Genomic DNA, 19,021 nt, shown 5'->3' on the forward strand with positions numbered 1-19,021 from the left:
CAGCAAAACCAGGAGGCTTTGCCTAGAGCCGGGCAAAGGAGTCGACTAAGACAGCGTGCGAGCGATAAGATAAAAGATAGTTTTATGCCTTTTTGGTAGCCGATCAGATTTCTTGGTTTTGTCGCTTGACATAATCTTATTTATAAGCGCCACCTCGGAATAGTGGTAGTTTTGGTCCCTATTGCCCTTAGCATCTAATTGTGGTACTTTTCTACTTTTCATGCTGGTAAGGGGAAGCTGCTTTTTTTACACCTATGGGCCTGTTTCTGCAGAATGTCAACTGGTTTGGTGTTATAATATATGTATGCTTCCACCTGGGCATTTTCTTCGTCGCAGGGGTCGTTTTATACCAAGCAATCCGCGCTATTTATCAGCTATTACGCCATGGATTTCGTGCTCTTAGGGGCAGAAAGCAATGGCCGGAAGAACCTAAGCGCAATCACTGACGAGATATATCAGAAATGCATAAGGTCCGATAAATTTCAGTTCACGGACCTTATCGTTGCAAGTAGCTATTTACAACAGGATAATTAGAAGAAGTAGCATAGCCACATAACGTTAAGAGAACTAGCCATCGTTTAATGCCACGAAGGAGCATGTTTTAAGGTAAAGGGGTGTCTTTGTAAATTAATATGTAAACAGGCTTCACTCCCCTTAGTCTTCTTTCTACAGCGGCTGATTGCTAGCGCCGCTCAGCCGCCCAAGGATTCCAGCCGCCGGAACACGTCCTGCTTGTAGCTTTTGCCGATCGGTATCTCTTTGGCGCCGACCCGCACCTGACCGTGGCTAAAACCAGATATTTTGTCCTTGGCAACGATATAGGAGCGGTGCACCCGCAAGAAGGCGTGGTCGGGCAGCTTCTCCTCCAAAAAGGTGATGCGCTGATAAGTCACGAGTAACCTCGTGCTGGTCTGAATCTTCACGTAGTCCTTCAGACTCTCAATCCAGAGAATATCGCGCAGGTATACCTTCACCATTTCCTTGTCCACCTTGAAGTACATGTAGGGGTCCGGCGCCGGTGCCACCAGCGGCGCGCTGGGCGGGGGCACCGGCAGCTGGTGGCGCGTCAGCACCCGGCCCACGGCGCGCAGAAACCGGTCCAAGGGCACGGGCTTGACAAGGTAATCTACCACGTTCAGTTCGAAGCCTTCTACGGCGTACTCGCGGTAGGCGGTGGTGAGGATGACGGCCGGTGGGGCGGCCAGGGCGCGCAGGAACTGCAGGCCCGTGAGCTGGGGCATCTGAATGTCGAGAAAAATCAGGTCGACGGGCTGGCGCTGCAGGGCCGTGAAGGCGTCGAGGGCGTGGTGGCAGATGCCGGCCAGTTCCAGTTCAGGCAGCGTAGCGATGTAGCCGGCCAGGAGCTCAGCGGCCAGCGGCTCGTCGTCAACGACCAAGCACTTCAACTTGCGGGGCGGGCTGCTCATGGAGGGGAGTGAGGAAAACGGGGTCAGGTTGGAGCTTGAGCACGACCAGATAACTGTCGGCGTCGCGGAGCAGGCGCAGCTCGTAGCGATGGGGGCCGTAGAGAATGTCGAGGCGCTTGCGGATGTTGTCCAGCCCCAGCCCCCCGCGGGGGCGTCCCGGGGCCGGGAGCGTCTCTTCCTCGGGCAGGCTGTTTTCGATTTTGACGTGCAGCCAGCCGTTGACTTCCGCCACGTCCAGACGCAGCCAGCAGGGGCCGGTCTGCTGGCTCAGGCCGTGCTTGAAGGCGTTTTCGACGAAGGGCAGCAGCGTGAGGGAGGGAATAAGCCAGTGGCCGGGGGCATCGTAGGTGTTCAGGGCCACGTCGAGGCGGCGGCCGTAGCGCACCTCCTCCAGGGCGATGTAGTTGCGGATGTAGCTCAGCTCTTTGTCCAGGCTGATCCAGGCCTGCTGGCTGTCGTAGAGCATGTAGTCGAGCAAATTCGAAAACCGGTAAATCATGTCGGCCGTGTGGGGCGAATTCTTCTGGGCCAGCGCGTACAGGTTGTTGATAGCGTTGAAGATGAAGTGAGGCTGCACCTGCGACTTGAGCAAGCTCAGCTCGGCCTGGCGCATGGCGGCTTCCAGCTCCTGGCTCCGCCGCTGCTGGCGCGACCAGCCCCGCACGAAGTAAAACATCAGCACAAAGCACACATTGAAGGTGATGTTGCCGATATACACCGCCAGGCCCAATACCGTGAAGATTTCCGTGCTGGCCCCGGGGGGCAGACTGGGCAGGGGCGCGAGAACGAGGTAGAGATTCAGCGTGCGCATCAGCACGGCCGCCAGGACAATGGCCCCGCCGGTCGCGACCGCGAAAGCGGCTTTGCGCCCCTGGTCGAGCAAACGTGGAACGAGCACCCCCAGCACGGAGTACACGGTAAGCATGAGCACGGCCACCCGCACGGCGACAAACTTGAGCTCCAGTACGTACTCCCGCTGGCCGGTGACCACGCACTGCTTGAACAGCCACTCATAGAGAAAAAAAGCCCCCCAAGCCAGCAGGTGGAGGCCAATAACGGGCAGCGGCAGTTTCATAAGCCAAAGGGTAGCGAAGCGGCGGGGGGAGCCCGGAAGGGGCGATGTTATCTCCTAAAAGTAACCCATTTAAGCCAAGTCCCCGCGGCTCTATTCCCGGTTTTCGTCCGAGGGCTCCTTTTTTCGACGAACGGTGCCCGTGCACGACGAACGACGCTGGGGCGGGGCGCCGCCCCCTCGGGCAAGGGCGCCCCGCCGTTGGTCTAAAAGCTTAAAATGCTAGCGGCGAACGAGCCTACTTCGGCCTGGAAACTAACGCCAGACCCATGAAATGCACGCTTACCATCCTCTCCCTGACCGCCGGCCTGCTGCTGACCGTCAGCCGCCCCGCCCAAGCCCAGACCGGCACGCTCAGCGGCCAGACCCGCGACGCCCAGGGCGCGCCTGTTCCTTTTGCCAACGTGCTGCTGCTGCACCTGCCCGACTCGGCCGTGCTCACGGCGGCGGTGGCCGATGACCAGGGCCAATACAACCTGGCCGATGTGGCCCCCGGCACCTACGCCCTGCAGGCCCGCCTGCTCAGCTACCGCCCCTCGGCGGCCGTGGCTGTGGCCGTGCCCGCCGCGGGCGGCACCGTGACCGTGCCACCCCTGGTGCTAGGGGCTGCGCAGGTCCAGCTTAAGGAGGTGCAGGTAACCGGGGCCCGGCCCTTCCTCGAGCAGCAGGCCGACAAAACCGTGCTCCACGTGGGCTCGTCCATCGGGTCGGCGGGCAGCACTGCCCTGGAGGTGCTGGAGAAGGCCCCCGGCGTAGTGTTTGACCGCCAGAGCGAGGTGCTGAGTTTGCGCGGCAAGCAAGGCGTGCTGGTGCTCATTGACGGCAAGCCCAGCAACCTGCCGGCCAGCGAGGTGGTGGCCTTGCTGCAGAACCTGCCCAGCAACAGCATCGACAAAATCGAGCTGCTCACCAACCCGTCCGCCCGCTACGAAGCAGCCGGCAACGCGGGCATCATCAATATCGCCCTCAAAAAGAGCCTGGACCTGGGCTCTAATACCGCCCTCACGGCCGGCGTGGGGTACGGCCGCCGGGCCAAGTACAACGGGGGCGTCACCTACAACCTGCGCCGCCCAGGCGTCAACTTCTTCGGCAGCTACCACGGGGCCTACAACCCGCAGTGGGCGCTGTATGACAATGTGCGCACGGTGGGCACCGGGGCCGAAAGCGTGGTGCTCGACCAGCTTACGCCGCGCCAGACCGACCCGCTGACCCATACCGCCAAGCTGGGGGGCGATTTTATCCTCAACCCGCGCCAGACGGTGGGGGTGGTGCTCAGCGGCCTGGGGACCGACCAGCGCCTGCACTCGCAAAACGCAACGACGCTTTACCAGCCGGAGCAGGCCCTGGATTCGGTGGTCACGCTCGGCAACCGGCAGCGCACAGCCCTGCGCAGCTGGTCGGGCAACCTGAACTGGCGCCGCACCTTCGCCGCCCCCGGCCGGGAGCTGACGGCCGACCTGGACTATTCCGCTTTCCGCCGCGCGCAGGGGGAGCAGCTGCTGAACCGCTTTCGGGGCCTCGACCAGCGCGAGCTAAGCCCGGCCAGCCGGTTCGAATCACACAACACGGCCGACATTACCATTTACGCCGCCAAGGTCGACTACGCCCAGCCCCTGGGCGCACAGGGCCGGGTGGAGCTGGGGGCCAAAAGCAGCTACGTGGTGTCGGATAACCGGGCCAACTTCCGCCGCGACGAGCAGGGCGTCTGGGTGCCGGACGCCCAGCTATCGAACGACTTTACGTACCGCGAAAACATCAACGCCGCCTACGCCAGCTACAAAACCCCGCTAGGTCGCACCTTTGACCTGCAAACGGGCCTGCGCCTCGAGCACACCCGGGCCCGCGGGCGCTCGGCCTCGCAGGAGCAGGGCCTGCGCCGCGACTACCTGGAGTTGTTTCCGACCGTGTTTCTAACCCAGAAGCTGCCGGGCCAGCACACGCTGCAATACTCGTACAGCCGGCGCATCGACCGCCCCAGCTACCAGCAGCTCAACCCCTTTGTCAGCTTCGTGAGTTTGTACACCTACGTGCAAGGCAATCCTTACCTTAACCCGCAGTTTACCAACAACCTGCAGCTCTCCTACACCCACCCCCAGGGCTTTATGGTGAGCGGGAGCGTGAACCGGACCCGCGATCTGATCGCGCGCTTCCCCTCCCAAGACAACGCCACCCGCCTTGAGGTGGTCAGCAGTGCCAACCTCGACCGCTTCGACAACGCCGCTCTCACCTTCACGGCCCCCCTTACGCTGACGCGGAGCTGGACGGCGACCAGCAACCTGAACTTGTTCTACAACCGCTTTCGCCTGCGCCAGCCCGACGGGCAGCCCTTCGTCAATCAGCAGGCCGCCCTGACGTTTAACTCGACCAGCACCTGGGCGTTGAGCCGCCAGTTCAGCGCCGAGCTGTCGGGCTTCTACAATTCGCCCACCCGCTTTGGGCTGGGGCGCGTCCAGCATCAGTGGCAGCTCAGCGCGGGCGCCCAGTACACCTCCCCCAGCGGTCGGACCGTGGTTAAGCTCAGCTACTCCGACCTGTTCAACACGGCCCGCTACAACTCCCACTTGCGCTACCAGAACCTCGACATCGTGTTTGCCAACCGCTGGGAAAGCACCCAGGTGCGGCTTACGCTCACGTATCGCCTCGGCAACGACAAGGTGAAAGCTACCCCGGGCCGCAAAACCAGTGTCAGTGAGGAGCAGAAGCGCCTTGAGGGCAACTAAGCTAGCACCAGCTGCGGCATTACTGCATCTGCGAAGTTGGCTATGGAGCTATCATCGATGCTGGTCCAGCAAAATCACATTCCCATCGGGGTCCGTGAGCATTACCGCTGCCGGCCCAAGCGCCTGCTCATCGGCTTCCGCCGTCAGCGTCATGTTTTTACTTTTCAGCTCCTTTTGAAGTGCTCGAACATCCGTGAAATGCGCCAGGTTTTGCGCGTCCGCGTCCCAACCCGGATTAAAGGTTAGGATGTTGCCTTCAAACATGCCGTGAAACAAACCGATGACTGCGTTCCCATTTTTTAGAATCAGGTAGTGTACATGCCGGAAAAAGAGCTGGTGTACGTCGTGGTGGGCGACAAAGCCACGCAGCTGGAGGAAGTGAAGAAGTTTGCCAATGGCAAGGTCACCTTGCTGGATGCCACGGGTAAGCTGGCAAAGTAGGCTTCCGGGTGAGCACGAGCCTACGGCGCTGGGCTGGAAAAGAAGTGTTTCCGTGCCTGCCTAGCAGCAGTAGGAAGGGCAGCTATTGCCTTACCGGGGCGGATTAAATACCACCTGTAAGGCAATAGCTGCCTTCCTATGAAAGTAGCGGCAAATGCTGCCCAAGGCAGCGGCAAGTTATTTCTCCTTTCCCCTGCCCCTTACTTAACTGCCCGCAGCAACGGCGCTATGCGCGTACCCAGCAGCTCGGTGGAGTACATGGTCTTGGCGTGCGTCTGCGTCGCCACATCCTGCTGAAAGGTAACCCGGGAAATGCCCCCCAGGGCCTCGCTGTGGCGCAGAATCTTGGCCGCCACTTCCTCGGGGCTACCGACCAGCAAGGCTCCTCGGGAGCCGGCCTGGGCCTCAAACTGCCCGCGCGTCACGGGCGCGCCCCCCCGTTCCCGGGCCCGCGCCGTGAAGGTGCGGGCGTAGCCTGGAAAGAACTCCTCCTGCGCTTGCTTCGTGGTGTCGGCTACGTAGCCCAGCGAGTGCAGGCCCACCTTCAGCTGCTCCGGTGCGTGCCCGGCCTGGAGTCCGGCTTCGCGGTAGAGGTCTACCAGGGGCCGGAAGCGGTGGGTGTCGCCGCCGATGATGGCCACCATGAGGGGCAAGCCCAGCATCCCGGCCCGCACGAAGGAGGCCGGCGTGCCGCCCACACCCAGCCAAATGGGCAGCTGCGCCTGCAGCGGCCGCGGGTAGATGCCCTGCCCGCTGAGCGCCGGGCGGAACTTGCCCGACCAGTGCACGCGCTGCTGGTCCCGCACGCGGAGGAGTAAGTCCAGTTTTTCGGCAAACAGCTCGTCGTAGTCGTCGAGGTCAAAGCCAAAGAGGGGAAATGCTTCGATGGAGGAGCCGCGGCCCACCACCAGTTCCGCCCGGCCCTGCGAAATCAAGTCCAAGGTCGCGTATTCCTGAAACACGCGCACTGGGTCCGCCGCGCTGAGCACCGTTACGGCGCTGGTCAGGCGAATACGTCTGGTGCGGGCGGCGGCCGCGGCCAGAATGACGGCGGGGGCCGAGTCCAGGTACTCGGGGCGGTGGTGCTCACCCATGCCGAATACATCGAGGCCGACCTGATCGGCAAACGCAATGCGATCCAGGAGCTGGCTCAGAGCCTCTACTCCCGTAGGCGTTTGGCCGGTGCCATTATCGAGCAGGGCCGCCGCGAAACTATCAATGCCAATTTCCATTAAAAAAATACGTCTTGTTCGTAGAGCCTAGCGCGCCGTTCAAGCCGCACGGCTCGCCGGCGAGTAGATCAATGTGCCTAGTTGCGAGGATCAGGCTGGGGCTTCATCTCGTAGTCCTGGGGCGGCTCGGCGCCGGCCAGGTGGCGCACGAAATAGTCCCAGCGGCGGCGGGTCATGTAGGGCGAATACGCGCCGTAGCCGTGCGCGGCCTGGGGAAACAGCACCAGATCATAACTTTTGTTGGCCTTGGTTAGCGCCTCGATCACCAGCATGGTATTGTAGGGAGGCACGTTGTCGTCCATCAGGCCGTGGGCCAGCAGGAGCTTGCCCTTGAGGTTTTTAGCGAAGGGCGCGTTGGCTTGCGAGTCGTAATTGGTCGTACCATCCGCCTCGGTTTTGAGCAGGCCGATATACCGCTCGGCCCAGTCGTCCTCGTAGTTGCGGCTCTCGTGGTTGCCCGATTCGGAGATACCCACTTTGAAAAAGTCCGGGTAGCGAAACATGGCCGCTGCCGTGGCGTAGCCGCCACCCGAGTGGCCCCAGATGCCGACCCGGCTTAGGTCAATATACGGGTAGCGCTGGGCCAGCTGGCGCATGCCGGCCATTTGGTCGGAAAGGGTATTTTCGGCCATGTTGCCGTAGCAGGCATCGTGGAAGCTCTTGGAACGCAGGGGGTTGCAGCTGCCTTCCAGCACGACGACGACAAAGCCTAGCTCCGCCAGCGCCTGGTGGTCACTCCGCGCGGCTGAGAATGACCAACTGCCTACGCTGCCCCCCTGCGGACCCGGGTAGATGTAGTTGATAATGGGGTACTTCTTGGCCGGGTCCAGCGTGGTGGGGGTGAAGAGCAGCCCGTAAAGGTCGGTTTGTCCGTCTTGCGCCTTCACCGTGATAGGGGTAGGGGCCTTCCAGCCGGTGGCGCTGAGCCGCGAAATATCGGTTTTCTCCAGCGTTGTTACCAGCTTGCCGTCCATCGCGCGCAAGACGCTCACGGCCGGCACATTGGGCTGGGAATAGGTGTCAATAAAGTAGCGGCCGGAAGGTGATAGGGTAATCCGGTGGTTGCCGGCTTCCGGCGTAAGCAGCGTCAGGCGCTTACCATCCATCCCTACCCGGTACAGGTAGCTAAAATACGGATTACCCGGCTCGCGTCCGCCGGCCAGAAAGTAAAGCTGGCGCGCTTTCTCATCCACTTTCAGCAGTTGCGTGACGACCCAGTTGCCCTTGGTTATCTGCTGCTTGAGCTTGCCAGTGGTGGCATTGTAGAGGTAGAGGTGGCCCCAGTTGTCGCGCTCTGAGTACCAAATAACCTCGTTGCTCTTGGGCAAATAGCGCCAATTGATGGCTCCCTGACCGGATTCAAACTGCGTGGCCACGGTTTCGGAAAATACCTCCCGAATGGCCCCCGTGGTGGCGTCGGCCACACGCAATTTCTCCTCTTTATGGTCGCGCGAGGTCGACACAAAGGCTAGCTGGCGGCCATCGGGGCTCCAATGTACATCGTCGAAGCCGGTGCCGCCGCTGTTGATGTCGTCGGAGAGGGAGCCCCGGCGCGAGTCAGGCGCCATGTTGAAACGGACGACTTTGGGGCTGTTTACTTCAAGAATGACTCGCTCAATGGTGATGATGTCCTGGTCGCCGGGCAGCGGGTACTTCCAGGCTTCCAGCTTGGGCTTGCCAATGTTCGTCGTGACTAGGTACATGTCACTCACTTTGCGCTGGTCTTGCTGGAAGGTGGCAATTTTGCGCGAGTCGGGCGACCACAGCAGAATGGGCCGGTCACTGTGCGTCCAGCCGGCATTGTCGGTGGCGTAGCCGTAGTCTTTTACGCCATCGGTGGTGAGGGGAGTTTGCTGGTTGGTCTGGGTGTTGCGCACCCACAGGTTGTAGTCGCGGATGTAGGCCGCCAGCTGGCCATCGGGCGACACAATTTCATTCGCGGCGTTAGGGCTAGTTGTGGGCGTGGGGTCAGGACTCACCTGGCTGCTGGACACGTCATACTTCCAGTTTTTGCCCCCCACGGTAAAGTGCATCACCTTCTCATCGGGCGAGAACGTAAAGCTGCGAAACGGCAGCCGGGTTGCCTCGTATGCCTGGCCACTGGCCGCCGAAAGCGCGGTAGCGAGCTTAGCGTGGTCGAAGGCGGCCGTGCGGGTTTTACGGGCTGGGTCTACTAAGTCTACTAAGATGAACTCGCTGCCCTGCGCCGTCAGTACGCGGTACCAGAACCGGTCATTGGCCAGCCAATTTGGCCGGTCGCTGCTGCGGTCCACGAGCGCCTGGGTGTGGTAGCCTAGGAAGCGTTCCGCCCGGGCGTAGTCTTCGGCCGTGAGGGCGGGCTGCTGTTGGGCGGTGACGAGGGCAGGAATTCCCAGAGCCAGGACGATAAGGACAAGTAAGTACTTGGGCATACTAAAGGTATTAACCAGTTTTTGACGCGAGAAAGGTAGGGCGAATACTTGATTAGGTACGTCGCCCCCCGACTGCTTAGGGACTGGACGAGGCCGGCTGTAATTCAGGAGCCAGCAGGCTCCGCCCCGCTGGTTTTAAGCCCGGCAGGCCTGCCCTCGGTTTTGCTTTGCGGGCTGTCTTTTCTGCCCGTGGGCAGTTGCTATGTTGCGTTCTCAGTTGTGGCAGCCAGCAGGCGACGCCGACTCCCATTCCACCTGGGTGACGGGGGCAAAAGATGGCTAACAAGGGCTCGTGGGTCGCGCCTACGAGGAGGAGCACTCGGCTAGCACGGCATCGTCAGCACGCACTCCGCGAGACGAAAGTGCGTGCTGACTTGCTCGTGGAAATGTTTCTGGCCCCGCATCCGCTGGGTACGAGCACCCTATCGCTCTGATACATAGGCAACAGCCAAAACGAGCGCGGCAGGTGTAGTAGGGTGGCAGGACAGTAAGCATCCTGCACGTCATGCTGAGTGCTGTCGAAGCATGACGTTCTTGAAAGCGTTAAAACAGCTTTTTTATTCGTGGTCCACCCAAGGTATTAATCGTTGTCGCGGATGCTGGAGGTAGGAGGTGCCAACTGCCGGAGCGTAATCGGCACCTCGGGAGAGGTCAGTTTCACGACCGGGCAGGGTAAGGACTTATTGATGGTGACAAAGGAAAGATATCCCCCTAATCTGTCCAGCCTAACCCGATCACCTCAACGCTAATGGTGCCGGCCGAAAACGAAGCAGCCCGTGAAATACCGAGCACTTTATGCCCTGCTCGCTGTCGGAGAGGGCTGGCCCGCGAGCTGTGGCTCGCGAAATAAAGAGCTAAAGTTAAGAGGGATTGGGCTTGCCAAGCAATTGGTTACGCGAGCCATAATTTTTTTGCTGACGAAAAGAAGAACAAAAAGGGCGTCGTTTAGCCCGTTAGGTCGAAAATAAAAGTTGAGAAAAGTGGGGCGAAAAAAAATCAACATTGCCGATGAGTTGCCGAGCGCAACAATGCCGTAGTTTTGCATTATGCTTCAACCAAAAAACTTGTTGATGAAGCGCGGGAACCTGCTCGGCTGGGAACCGCGAGTAGACCGGAAGGTCTTCGCCACCATCGGTTCTCCCGATTTTGCCGCTGGTATTTCCATTGTTTTTACTGAGTGTTGCCCCGCCACCGTTTCGGATTCCGAAACGGTTTTTTTATGTCCCGTGAGGTCGTCAGCGGCCGCTCCGCGGCCCATTCATATTACATAATGCTAAGGCGGGGTAAGCGCATCGAAAACAGATAGCCTTACCCGTCCCTAACGACTGACTACGTACTTATTTTCCTTAACCTCGGTATGGCACGCAAAGACCTGCTCGACATCGCATCCCTGCACCGTGAGGAAATCGAGTTCCTGCTCGACCAATCCACGTCCTTTAAAAAACTGTTCACCCGCTCGGTGAAAAAAATACCCGCCCTTGAGGGTAAATCCGTGCTCATGCTGTTCTATGAGGCTAGCACCCGGACGCACTCCTCCTTCGAGGTCGCGGCCAAACGCCTCTCGGCGGAGGTAACGAATTTTAACATCGACCATTCCTCCATCACCAAGGGCGAGTCGGTGCGCGAGACAATCGAGACGCTCCAGGCCATGCGCACCGACTACATCGTCGTCCGCCACGGTCACTCCGGCCTGCCCGGCATGATTGCCCGCCAAACCACGGCGTCGGTTATCAATGCCGGTGACGGGGCGCACGCGCACCCCACCCAGGCCCTGCTGGACGCCTTCACCATCAAGGAAAAATTCCCCGACCCTCGGGGCAAAAGAGTCCTCATCATCGGGGATATTCTCCACTCCCGCGTCGCGCGCTCCACCAGCACCCTGCTGCAAAAGCTGGGCGTTGAGGTCGCTTACCTCGGCCCGGGCTCGCTGGTGCCCAAGTACGGCCCGGCCACCATCCCCCGTTTTACCGACTACGAAGCGGCCATGGCCTGGGCGCCCGATGTGGTGTACCTGCTTCGCGTGCAGCTGGAGCGCCAGGACGTGCAGTTTTTCCCCAGCGTCCGCGAATACCACCGGGTCTATGGCATCACCAACACCCGGCTGGCGGAAATCAGCGACCGGGGCCTCTACATCATGCACCCCGGCCCCGTGAACCGGGGGGTCGAACTGTGCGACGCCGTCATGGACTATGAGCGCAGCCTGATTACCAACCAGGTCGAAAACGGGATTTCCGTTCGCATGGCTGTACTCGACTGGCTCACGCCGGGTGGAGACTTCCCGCGGCAGGAAGCGTATGCCGCACCGCAGCGAGCCAGCTCGCCGGTTATTGTGCCCTGACTGCCGAATACGACGGCTGACTTTACTCTTTAGTTTACATCTTCCATAACCCTTGCGGTTTACAGAAATTATCACTTCATGCTCCTCCTTCAAAATGCCCGCATCGCCGCCGAAAATTCACCCGTACTGCGCGAGGGCGATGTCCTGATTGTCGAAGGAAAAATTCAGGAAATCGGCACCAACCTAGCCATTCCCGAGGGTGGCCGCATCATCGACGCGCGGGGTCGCGTGCTTATGCCGGCTATGTTTGATGCCCACGTCCATTTTCGCGCGCCCGGATTTGAGAACAAGGAAACCATCACTACAGGGAGCGAAGCGGCCATCAATGGCGGCATTACCGGCGTGGTCATGATGCCCAACACCCGCCCAGCCCTTGACTCGGCGACCTCCGTGGCCACCGTGCTGGAAAATGCCAAGGACCGGTCCCGCATTCCGGTGTACACTTCCGGCTGCGTCACCAAGAACCGCGAGGGCAAGGAACTGGCGGAAATCGAGGGCATGCGCGAGCTGGGGGTGAAAATGCTTACCGACGACGGGGATACCACCGCCGACCCGGCAGTGCTGCTACGAGCGATGCAGTACGCCACCGAGTTTGGGATGTTTTTCGCCAGCCACTGCGAGGTGCCGGAGCTGGCCGGGCCACGCGCCCTGAACGAAGGGGTGATGAGCTACCGGCTCGGCATCAAGGGCTCGCCGGCGTGCGCGGAGGAAATCATCATCGACCGCGACATTCGCCTGGCCCACGCGGCCGGCGCGCACGTGCACATCCAGCACGTGTCCAGCAAGCTCGGCATGGAGACCATCCGCTGGTGGAAGTCCCGCGGCGATGTGAAGGTCACGGCGGAAGTGGCCCCGCACCACATGATGTTTACCGACGAGCACATCGGCGACTACGACACGAACTACAAGATGAACCCACCGCTGCGGACGCAGGCGGACTGTGATGCCCTGCTCGAGGGACTTAAAGAAGGTGTAATTGACCTCATTGCCACCGACCATGCCCCGCACACGCCGTTCGAAAAAGCCCAGGACTTCATCAGCGCGCCCAACGGTATCACCGGCTTGGATACGGCCCTGGTGTCGCTTTACCACTTCTTCGTCGAGCCCGGCAAATTCGGGTGGGACCTGGTGGTGAAGCGCTTTTCGGCGGAGCCCCGCCGCCTGATGGGCCTGCCGGTACCCACCGTCGAAGTCGGCCAAATAGTTGAATGCGTCCTGTTCGATACCGCAGCGGAAACAACCTTCACGCGGGAATTCATGAAATCCAAATCCCAGAACACGCCCTTCATCGACCAGACGTTGAAGGGCCGGGTAGACCTGGTGATTTTGGGGACGGAAATTCTGCTGGAGCGCTGATAGTTCGTCGCGCTAGGACCGGTATTTTTCAGGATTCGCCGCGAATTTCGCCTACCGCTGGGGTCGTAGCCTTAGCTTTGGGGCCGCGGGTAAGGATTTGCCCCCCCACGGCCCGTTTCACCAGCGGGGCCATGGCCGCCTAGCCGTCAGCTGGCCGGCCCCGGGTTCGGGTCCGGGATTACGCCCGAACCCGCGTTTTCTATTGACCACCCGGGCCGGCCCAGCCCCCTTTATCAGACTTGCCATGAGCACCCTCCTCCCCCCCACCCCGCCCCGCCTCAGCGCCGCCCCGGGCTCGCCCCTAATTGGCGTGGTCATGGGCTCTAGCAGCGACTGGGACACCATGCAGCATGCCGTGCAGATTCTCACCCACTTTGGCGTGGCCCATGAAGCGCGCGTGGTGTCAGCCCACCGCATGCCCGACGACTTGTTTGCCTACGCCGAACAGGCGGGCCCGCGCGGCTTGCAGGCCATCATCGCCGGCGCGGGGGGAGCTGCCCACCTGCCGGGCATGATGGCCGCCAAAACCACGCTGCCCGTGCTGGGGGTGCCGGTGGCCAGTCGCCATTTGCAGGGGGTCGACTCACTGCACAGCATCGTGCAAATGCCCAAGGGGGTGCCCGTGGCCACGTTTGCGATTGGCACTGCCGGGGCGGCCAATGCGGCCTTGTTCGCCGTCAGCCTGCTGGCCCTGCACGACTCGACCCTGGCGACCAGGCTGCTGGCGTTTCGCGCCGAACAAACCGAAGCCGCCCGCGCCATGACCCTGCCCCTATGAACGCCGATATTCACAATGCCGCCATGACTTCGATTTTCCCGGGCAGGGTGGACGCCACGGGCCAGCTAGCCACGCTGGGGGTGGTAGGGGGCGGCCAGCTGGGCCGGATGTTTGTGCATGCCGCCCAGCGCCTGGGCTACTACACCGCCGTGCTGGAGCCCGACGCGCAAAGCCCGGCCGGGCTGGTGAGTCACCACCACATCCAGCGTGGCTACGACGACCCGGCCGGGCTGGCCCAACTCTCCCACCTGTGCCAGGCCATCACCACCGAGTTTGAAAACGTGCCGGCCCAGGCCCTGCAAACGCTGGCGGAGACCCGCCCCGTGGCGCCGAGTGCGGCCCTGGTGGGCATTGCCCAAAACCGCATCGCGGAAAAAGCCCACTTCGCGGCCTGCGCGGCCGTGTCGGGGGTGAGCTGTGCGCCCTACGCGGTGATTGAAACACCGGCCCAGCTGCGGGCCCTTCAGGCCGAGAGGGCAGATTTGCTGCCCGGCATCCTGAAAACCGCACGTATGGGCTACGATGGCAAGGGCCAGGTCCGGGTCAAGACCACCGCGGAGCTGGCCGCCGCCTGGGCGGAGTTGGGCGGCGTCGCCTGCGTGCTGGAAAAGATGCTGCCGCTCATGGCCGAGTGTTCGGTGCTGGTAGCGCGCGGCTGGGACGGACAAGTCGTCAGCTTCGCCCCCCAGCGCAACGTGCACGTGGAGGGCATTTTGGCCGTAACCCACGCCTACGAAGGCAATATGCCTCCCGCCCTGGCAACTAGGGCCCGCGAGGCGGCCATTGCCATCGCGCAGCATCTGGGCTACGTTGGGGTGCTGTGCGTCGAGTTTTTTGTGGTGGACGACGGCAGCGCGCCCGGTGGCCTGGTGGTCAACGAGATGGCCCCGCGCCCGCACAACAGCGGCCACTACACCTTGGACGCCTGCGACGCGTCGCAGTTTGACCTGCAGGTTTATGCCCTAGCGGGCTTACCCTTGCCGCCGCCGCGCCAGCATTCTCCGGCCATCATGCTCAACCTGCTGGGCGAGGTGTGGTTTGACGCCACTGGTCAACATCGTGAGCCGGACTGGCGCGCCGTGCTGAGTCTGCCGGGCACGCACCTGCACCTCTACGGCAAGGTGCAGGCGCGCCCCGGCCGCAAGATGGGCCACCTGACCATCACTGGCCCGGATGTCGCCGGGGTCAAAGCCGTGGCGCGCCGCGCCGCTGGTTTGCTCGGCTTGCCGGGGCTGGACGCCATTTAACGCTAGCATAATCACTTGTTTTTATTACTTTCTTTCGAAAGTTTTAGAAGGCGTGCTAAGCTAACGTCTTTTGTTGCTCCTGGTACCACGGTAACACCTTATCACGGGTAATAAGGCGGTTTACTTACCTAGTCGGCGGTTTTGTCCTAACTGTCTAATAACCTACTTTTAGCTGGCACGCCTAACCTCAACTAGCTGTAATGTAATTGCTTACCAGCTTAACTTACTTGTTTGTCCAGCTACTAACCCCCACCAGCGGGGCGGGGTTGCGCCGGCCCAGGCGGCCCCAGCAGGTAGCCCGCGGCCGTAGCGACCGGCTTCGAAAGGGCTTAAAATGCCTCCGCCACGTTAAAATAGAACGTGCCGCCCGCGTCGCCGAAGGCTGCGTCGAAGCGCAAGTTGAGGTTTTCGGCCTTCACCAGCTTGAAGCGCAGGCCCGCGCCCGCCGCCGGATGCAGGCCACGAAAATTGACATCGCGCACGCCCGAGGCCACCTTGCCGGCGCTGACGAAGCCTACCACCCCAAAGCGGGTGGTGAGCGGCAGGCGATATTCAACCTGGGCGGCGGCGTAGTTGCGGTCGAGGTAGCGCCCTTCGTAGTAGCCGCGCATCAGCCCATTGCCCCCCAAGGCCCCATGTTCCAGCAACGGCACGTTGCCGGCAGTCAGGAAGCCGAACACCTGATAAGCCAGCACGTGCCGGCGACTGCCCGCGAGCTGAAAATACTGGCGCAAGTCGATTTTGGTCAGCTCGTAGCGAAACTGCCCCCCGAGTTGTTTGCCGTACCAGCCGTGGGTGATTTCGGCTAGCACGCCCCGCTGGGCATTCAGCACGTTGTCGCGCGTGTCGTAAGTGAGGGCCGTTTCCAGACCCGTGCTCACGGCACCGAGTGCGCCAGCCGCGCGCGGCTGGCCGGTGTCGTCGAGCAGGAGGCTTTGCGGGGCCAGCTGCACATCGCTCACCCGCACGTGGCGCAATCCGCCGCCCACGAACAGCTTCCCCACTATCCGCCGCAGCAGCAGCGGCTCAATCACCGTATAGCGGTAGTCGTAAATCTCCTCGTTGGAGCTGGGCGTGTGGTTGCCTACGCCGTAGAAAAGCCGCGGGAAGCTGGAATGCAACAGGTTGCCGCGCAGCAGGTAGTTTTCGTGGTTGAAAAAAACCGTGTAGCCCGAATTCAGAATGTACTGCTTATTCAGCGTGTACTGAAACGAAATCGGAATGTTGGAGGTCCGGGTATCGGTGCCAGCTCCCCTGGGCTTGAAGAGGAATTTGGCCCCCAGGCCCGCGCCCCAGCTGGTTTCGGGGGCATACGAGATAATGGGGGCCAGCACCAGCCGGGTCGGATAGGCGCCGCGCTGCGTCACTGCCGGCCGGTTAAGATCGAACTCGAACACATCGAGTACGCGGTCCAGAAACGAGCGGCTGGTATCAGCCTGGGCTACCCGCCCGCCCGCCGTGCGGCCGCGTAGCGAGTCGGCCGGGAGTTGCTGGGCAGCCGCCGGAAAAGGGGCTAGGGTGCTCCCAGTTGCCAGTAAAACCGCTAGGAGCGCGCCCACATATACTTTCATACACCTATTTGACCTGATTCGCCACGAAGGTAGGGCGAAAGGGGGATGCAGAACCGAAATTGGTTTGCAACGCCGGCCACCATCGGGGGTTGATCTGCTGGGTCTGGTCAAGGTCGAAGTGATCTAGTAAAATGGACAGTCTGAGGACTTCGTGAAAACGCAAAATATCATCCGTTTCGGAACCCTATATCCTGCCTTACCTGCTGCTACCAAAATACCCACCCGGAGAAGCCAAGACGCCGGGCCGAAAACTACTCATTCACTTTTTGTTTTTAGGACTAACTTGCTGACCCATTTTGTTCAGGAACAGGTTCTCCTGGTTCTTCTTAGCTCCGCTTTCATCCTGCTGAGCTGGTATAGGAAACGGTAGTAGTCCTGGTCATCGGCTTGCCTTTCCCACACCGCTGACTAACGGAATGGAGGGGAAAGTCTTCTAATTGTGCAACTGGAGGCCCGAGCGAGGTAATTGCGTCAGCTACCGTTACGAAGGTGTTGGGGGGCTACTGGGTACTTGCCTACTATGTTGGATGAAGCACAAGAAAACAATATACACGGAGTATAAGAGTAGCTGGGTTAAAAGTCACGCGACGGAACGGAAACGCTGCTGGTTAACCCTTGCTTTCCTCCTAGGCTATCAGATTACGGGGCTGCTTGCCCCGGGCGGGCAGATTTAAACGCCGATAGAGCAAGGTCGCCTTGTGGTATTCCCGTATGCTTGCTGGGCGCTTCCCGTCCCCGCTGGTTTTCCTACCCGCAACCGGTTGCCGCCCCCCGCTGTAGACTCCCGCCTCATTTGGGTGACCGTTGCCCCAACTCCACCTACAAGGGAATGCGGTACGTCACGTCGGTGGCCCCGCCGAACAGGCCGTAGCCGGGGCGTAGATTCGAGTAGAGCGGCGCGGGCTCAGCGAAGGGGTTGCCATCGGTATCGTAGTAGCGCTGCACCGACTGGTAGAAGCGGTAGGTGTCGGGGGTGATACTGCTGACGATGATTTCTACGTAGCCCGGCGCGGGGATCATACGGTTCGGATTCGTGGGGTCGAAGCCGCCGCTGTATTGCAGTACCACGTCGGCGCTCAGGGCGAGGCGCTGCCCATTGCCGCCGGCATCGCCAAACGGGAATTGCCTCTGGCCATAATTGTTGCCGCCCCCGGACAGCTGGAAGCGGTTCAGCGTTACTTCCACGGGGCCATCCACGCCGGTATTCACGTTGTAATCCCGTTGCACGGTCCCCCAGGGACGGCCCTCGCGAGTCAGGACGCGGGCGTAGGCCAAGTAGTAGTCTACAGTGGTCGCCTCGTCGAGGAGGCTGAACGTAAGCCGGCCCGGCTGGTAGCCGGCATAGCTGGGGGCGTTCGGATCGGTCGGTCGCACGCTGAAGCTGCCCGTCTCGATGAGGGCGGGCGCGGGTAGCGTCAGCGTAGCTTCCACTGCATCGAGGCCGGGCGCGGCGGCCCGCAGCGTGTAGGTACGGCCCGGCTCGCCCACGAACCCCCGCACGGGCGCATAGTAGCCGCGCAGGCTGTCGGGGTCATTGGGGTTGTAGAAGTAACCCGGCCGAGGAACCGATCGAAACTGTTCCACTACCTGCGCGGCCTCATCGAGCAACTGCACGGTAGCATCTGGGCGGCCCTTCAATTCTTGCACTTCCAGCACGCTTTGGCTGGCGCTCACGAACATATCGCGCCACTCAAAGGCCTGCCGGTACGCGACAGTCGGCGGCTGATTGCTGAGGGTATAGTTGAGGGATAGGCGCGGCGTGTGGGGCGGCGTGTCGACCTCTACAGTTGTTTCGCAGCCGCTCAGCGTCAGCACTGCGCAGGCAAGAAAAGCAAGGATATTTTTCATGGCCAAATCATTGAGGCGAACACCTGAATCAGCGCTTAAAACTTAAAGGCTTTGCTGAAGGAGGGAATGATGGGAAACAGCGACAGCTGCCGGTAGCTGGCTTGCTGGCGCACGGTGCCCTGGCCATCGACGTAGCCGGGCTGGAAGTAGAGGTAGTAGGGGTTGCGGCGGCTGTACACGTTATAGATCGAGAAGCTGTTCACGATTTCCCCCCAGCGCTTCCTCTTGGTTTTGCTCAAGTCCAGGTCGAAGCGGTGGTAGGCGGCCATGCGGAAGGAGTTGCGCTCCCCGTAATCATCGAACCTCTGGTATTCGCCCACCAGAAACCGGCCCTGCGAGAGCGTGGTGGCGTTGCCGGTGCCGTAGACCCACGTGCCCGAGAGCGTGAGCGTGGGGCTGAACTTGTGCATGGCCACCACCGAGACGTCGTGGCGGCGGTCGTACTTGTAAGGGAAGAGGCGGCCCTGGTTGAGGTCGGGGAAACGGCGCTGGCTCCAGGCCAGGGTGTAGCCGATCCAGCCGGTGGTGCGGCCGGTTTTTTTCTGCAAGAAGAACTCGCCCCCGTAGGCCCAACCCCGGC

At 61.1% G+C, this 19,021-nt stretch carries 14 protein-coding genes; 6 read left to right on the forward strand and 8 right to left on the reverse strand.

Translation table 11 applies throughout. The features are described from left to right. Positions 1-692: 692 nt before the first annotated feature. Both ACW9KT_RS19160 and ACW9KT_RS19165 read right to left on the reverse strand, forming a co-directional pair. The gene (locus ACW9KT_RS19160) at positions 693-1,427 is read right to left on the reverse strand and encodes a LytR/AlgR family response regulator transcription factor (RefSeq protein ID WP_457083386.1); all 735 of its coding nucleotides are present in this window, start codon (positions 1,425-1,427) and stop codon (positions 693-695) included. Beyond that, on the reverse strand, positions 1,387-2,502 hold the full coding sequence (locus ACW9KT_RS19165) for a sensor histidine kinase (RefSeq protein ID WP_457083388.1): 1,116 nt from the start codon (positions 2,500-2,502) through the stop codon (positions 1,387-1,389). Before ACW9KT_RS19165 ends, ACW9KT_RS19160 begins: the two co-directional genes overlap by 41 nt. Before the next feature lie 266 nt (positions 2,503-2,768). On the opposite strand from ACW9KT_RS19165, the gene ACW9KT_RS19170 reads away from it, so the two are divergent. Then, positions 2,769-5,219 carry an outer membrane beta-barrel protein gene (locus tag ACW9KT_RS19170; protein WP_457083390.1) on the forward strand — a complete coding sequence of 817 codons (2,451 nt, stop codon included), beginning with the start codon at positions 2,769-2,771 and terminating at the stop codon, positions 5,217-5,219. 51 nt (positions 5,220-5,270) lie between these two features. Here the strand turns inward: ACW9KT_RS19170 and ACW9KT_RS19175 are convergent, their stop codons facing one another. Continuing rightward, positions 5,271-5,483 carry a VOC family protein gene (locus ACW9KT_RS19175; RefSeq protein ID WP_457083392.1) on the reverse strand — a complete coding sequence of 71 codons (213 nt, stop codon included), beginning with the start codon at positions 5,481-5,483 and terminating at the stop codon, positions 5,271-5,273. A gap of 54 nt (positions 5,484-5,537) precedes the next feature. Here ACW9KT_RS19175 and ACW9KT_RS19180 point away from each other — a divergent pair, with 54 nt between their 5' ends. Continuing rightward, entirely contained in the window at positions 5,538-5,660 is a 123-nt protein-coding gene (locus ACW9KT_RS19180; protein WP_457083394.1) for a hypothetical protein, read from the forward strand. A 200-nt stretch (positions 5,661-5,860) separates the two neighbouring features. Here ACW9KT_RS19180 and ACW9KT_RS19185 read toward each other — a convergent pair whose 3' ends face one another. Beyond that, complete coding sequence (locus tag ACW9KT_RS19185; RefSeq protein WP_457083396.1) at positions 5,861-6,892, reverse strand: Atu2307/SP_0267 family LLM class monooxygenase; 1,032 nt, start codon at positions 6,890-6,892, stop codon at positions 5,861-5,863. Between the two features lie 77 nt (positions 6,893-6,969). Continuing rightward, the gene (locus tag ACW9KT_RS19190) at positions 6,970-9,303 is read right to left on the reverse strand and encodes a DPP IV N-terminal domain-containing protein (protein WP_457083398.1); all 2,334 of its coding nucleotides are present in this window, start codon (positions 9,301-9,303) and stop codon (positions 6,970-6,972) included. Between the two features lie 1,357 nt (positions 9,304-10,660). Here ACW9KT_RS19190 and ACW9KT_RS19195 point away from each other — a divergent pair. From ACW9KT_RS19195 to ACW9KT_RS19210, 4 genes are all read left to right on the forward strand, one after another. After that, positions 10,661-11,641 (forward strand): aspartate carbamoyltransferase catalytic subunit, encoded by a 981-nt coding sequence (locus ACW9KT_RS19195; protein WP_457083400.1) that lies wholly within the window; start codon positions 10,661-10,663, stop codon positions 11,639-11,641. A gap of 78 nt (positions 11,642-11,719) precedes the next feature. Continuing rightward, the gene (locus tag ACW9KT_RS19200; RefSeq protein ID WP_457083402.1) at positions 11,720-12,997 is read left to right on the forward strand and encodes a dihydroorotase; all 1,278 of its coding nucleotides are present in this window, start codon (positions 11,720-11,722) and stop codon (positions 12,995-12,997) included. Between the two features lie 244 nt (positions 12,998-13,241). Then, positions 13,242-13,775, forward strand: a complete 534-nt coding sequence (gene purE, locus ACW9KT_RS19205; RefSeq protein ID WP_457083404.1) for a 5-(carboxyamino)imidazole ribonucleotide mutase — start codon at positions 13,242-13,244, stop codon at positions 13,773-13,775. A 23-nt stretch (positions 13,776-13,798) separates the two neighbouring features. Then, positions 13,799-15,022 carry a 5-(carboxyamino)imidazole ribonucleotide synthase gene (locus ACW9KT_RS19210; RefSeq protein ID WP_457083427.1) on the forward strand — a complete coding sequence of 408 codons (1,224 nt, stop codon included), beginning with the start codon at positions 13,799-13,801 and terminating at the stop codon, positions 15,020-15,022. Positions 15,023-15,351: 329 nt separating this feature from the next. On the opposite strand, the gene ACW9KT_RS19215 is transcribed toward ACW9KT_RS19210, so the two are convergent. The 3 genes from ACW9KT_RS19215 to ACW9KT_RS19225 form a co-directional block, all read right to left on the reverse strand. Next, a complete protein-coding gene (locus ACW9KT_RS19215; RefSeq protein ID WP_457083406.1) occupies positions 15,352-16,593 on the reverse strand; it encodes a BamA/TamA family outer membrane protein in 1,242 nt (413 codons plus the stop codon). An 819-nt stretch (positions 16,594-17,412) separates the two neighbouring features. Continuing rightward, complete coding sequence (locus ACW9KT_RS19220) at positions 17,413-18,441, reverse strand: DUF4249 domain-containing protein (protein ID WP_457083408.1); 1,029 nt, start codon at positions 18,439-18,441, stop codon at positions 17,413-17,415. A gap of 35 nt (positions 18,442-18,476) precedes the next feature. After that, positions 18,477-18,989, reverse strand: a complete 513-nt coding sequence (locus ACW9KT_RS19225) for a hypothetical protein (RefSeq protein ID WP_457083409.1) — start codon at positions 18,987-18,989, stop codon at positions 18,477-18,479. Positions 18,990-19,021: the final 32 nt, after the last annotated feature.

The sequence above is a fragment of the Hymenobacter sp. HD11105 genome (assembly GCF_054051685.1).

What these genes read in the sequence shown, in the direction of transcription:
- ACW9KT_RS19195 (WP_457083400.1), top strand. Translation starts at nt 10,661, where the DNA reads ATGGCACGCAAAGACCTGCTCGACATCGCATCCCTGCACCGTGAGGAA.
- ACW9KT_RS19190 (WP_457083398.1), bottom strand. Translation starts at nt 9,303, where the DNA reads ATGCCCAAGTACTTACTTGTCCTTATCGTCCTGGCTCTGGGAATTCCT.
- ACW9KT_RS19165 (WP_457083388.1), bottom strand. Translation starts at nt 2,502, where the DNA reads ATGAAACTGCCGCTGCCCGTTATTGGCCTCCACCTGCTGGCTTGGGGG.
- ACW9KT_RS19215 (WP_457083406.1), bottom strand. Translation starts at nt 16,593, where the DNA reads ATGAAAGTATATGTGGGCGCGCTCCTAGCGGTTTTACTGGCAACTGGG.
- ACW9KT_RS19185 (WP_457083396.1), bottom strand. Translation starts at nt 6,892, where the DNA reads ATGGAAATTGGCATTGATAGTTTCGCGGCGGCCCTGCTCGATAATGGC.
- ACW9KT_RS19220 (WP_457083408.1), bottom strand. Translation starts at nt 18,441, where the DNA reads ATGAAAAATATCCTTGCTTTTCTTGCCTGCGCAGTGCTGACGCTGAGC.
- ACW9KT_RS19175 (WP_457083392.1), bottom strand. Translation starts at nt 5,483, where the DNA reads ATGTTTGAAGGCAACATCCTAACCTTTAATCCGGGTTGGGACGCGGAC.
- ACW9KT_RS19210 (WP_457083427.1), top strand. Translation starts at nt 13,799, where the DNA reads ATGACTTCGATTTTCCCGGGCAGGGTGGACGCCACGGGCCAGCTAGCC.
- ACW9KT_RS19160 (WP_457083386.1), bottom strand. Translation starts at nt 1,427, where the DNA reads ATGAGCAGCCCGCCCCGCAAGTTGAAGTGCTTGGTCGTTGACGACGAG.
- ACW9KT_RS19170 (WP_457083390.1), top strand. Translation starts at nt 2,769, where the DNA reads ATGAAATGCACGCTTACCATCCTCTCCCTGACCGCCGGCCTGCTGCTG.
- ACW9KT_RS19200 (WP_457083402.1), top strand. Translation starts at nt 11,720, where the DNA reads ATGCTCCTCCTTCAAAATGCCCGCATCGCCGCCGAAAATTCACCCGTA.
- ACW9KT_RS19180 (WP_457083394.1), top strand. Translation starts at nt 5,538, where the DNA reads ATGCCGGAAAAAGAGCTGGTGTACGTCGTGGTGGGCGACAAAGCCACG.
- purE (WP_457083404.1), top strand. Translation starts at nt 13,242, where the DNA reads ATGAGCACCCTCCTCCCCCCCACCCCGCCCCGCCTCAGCGCCGCCCCG.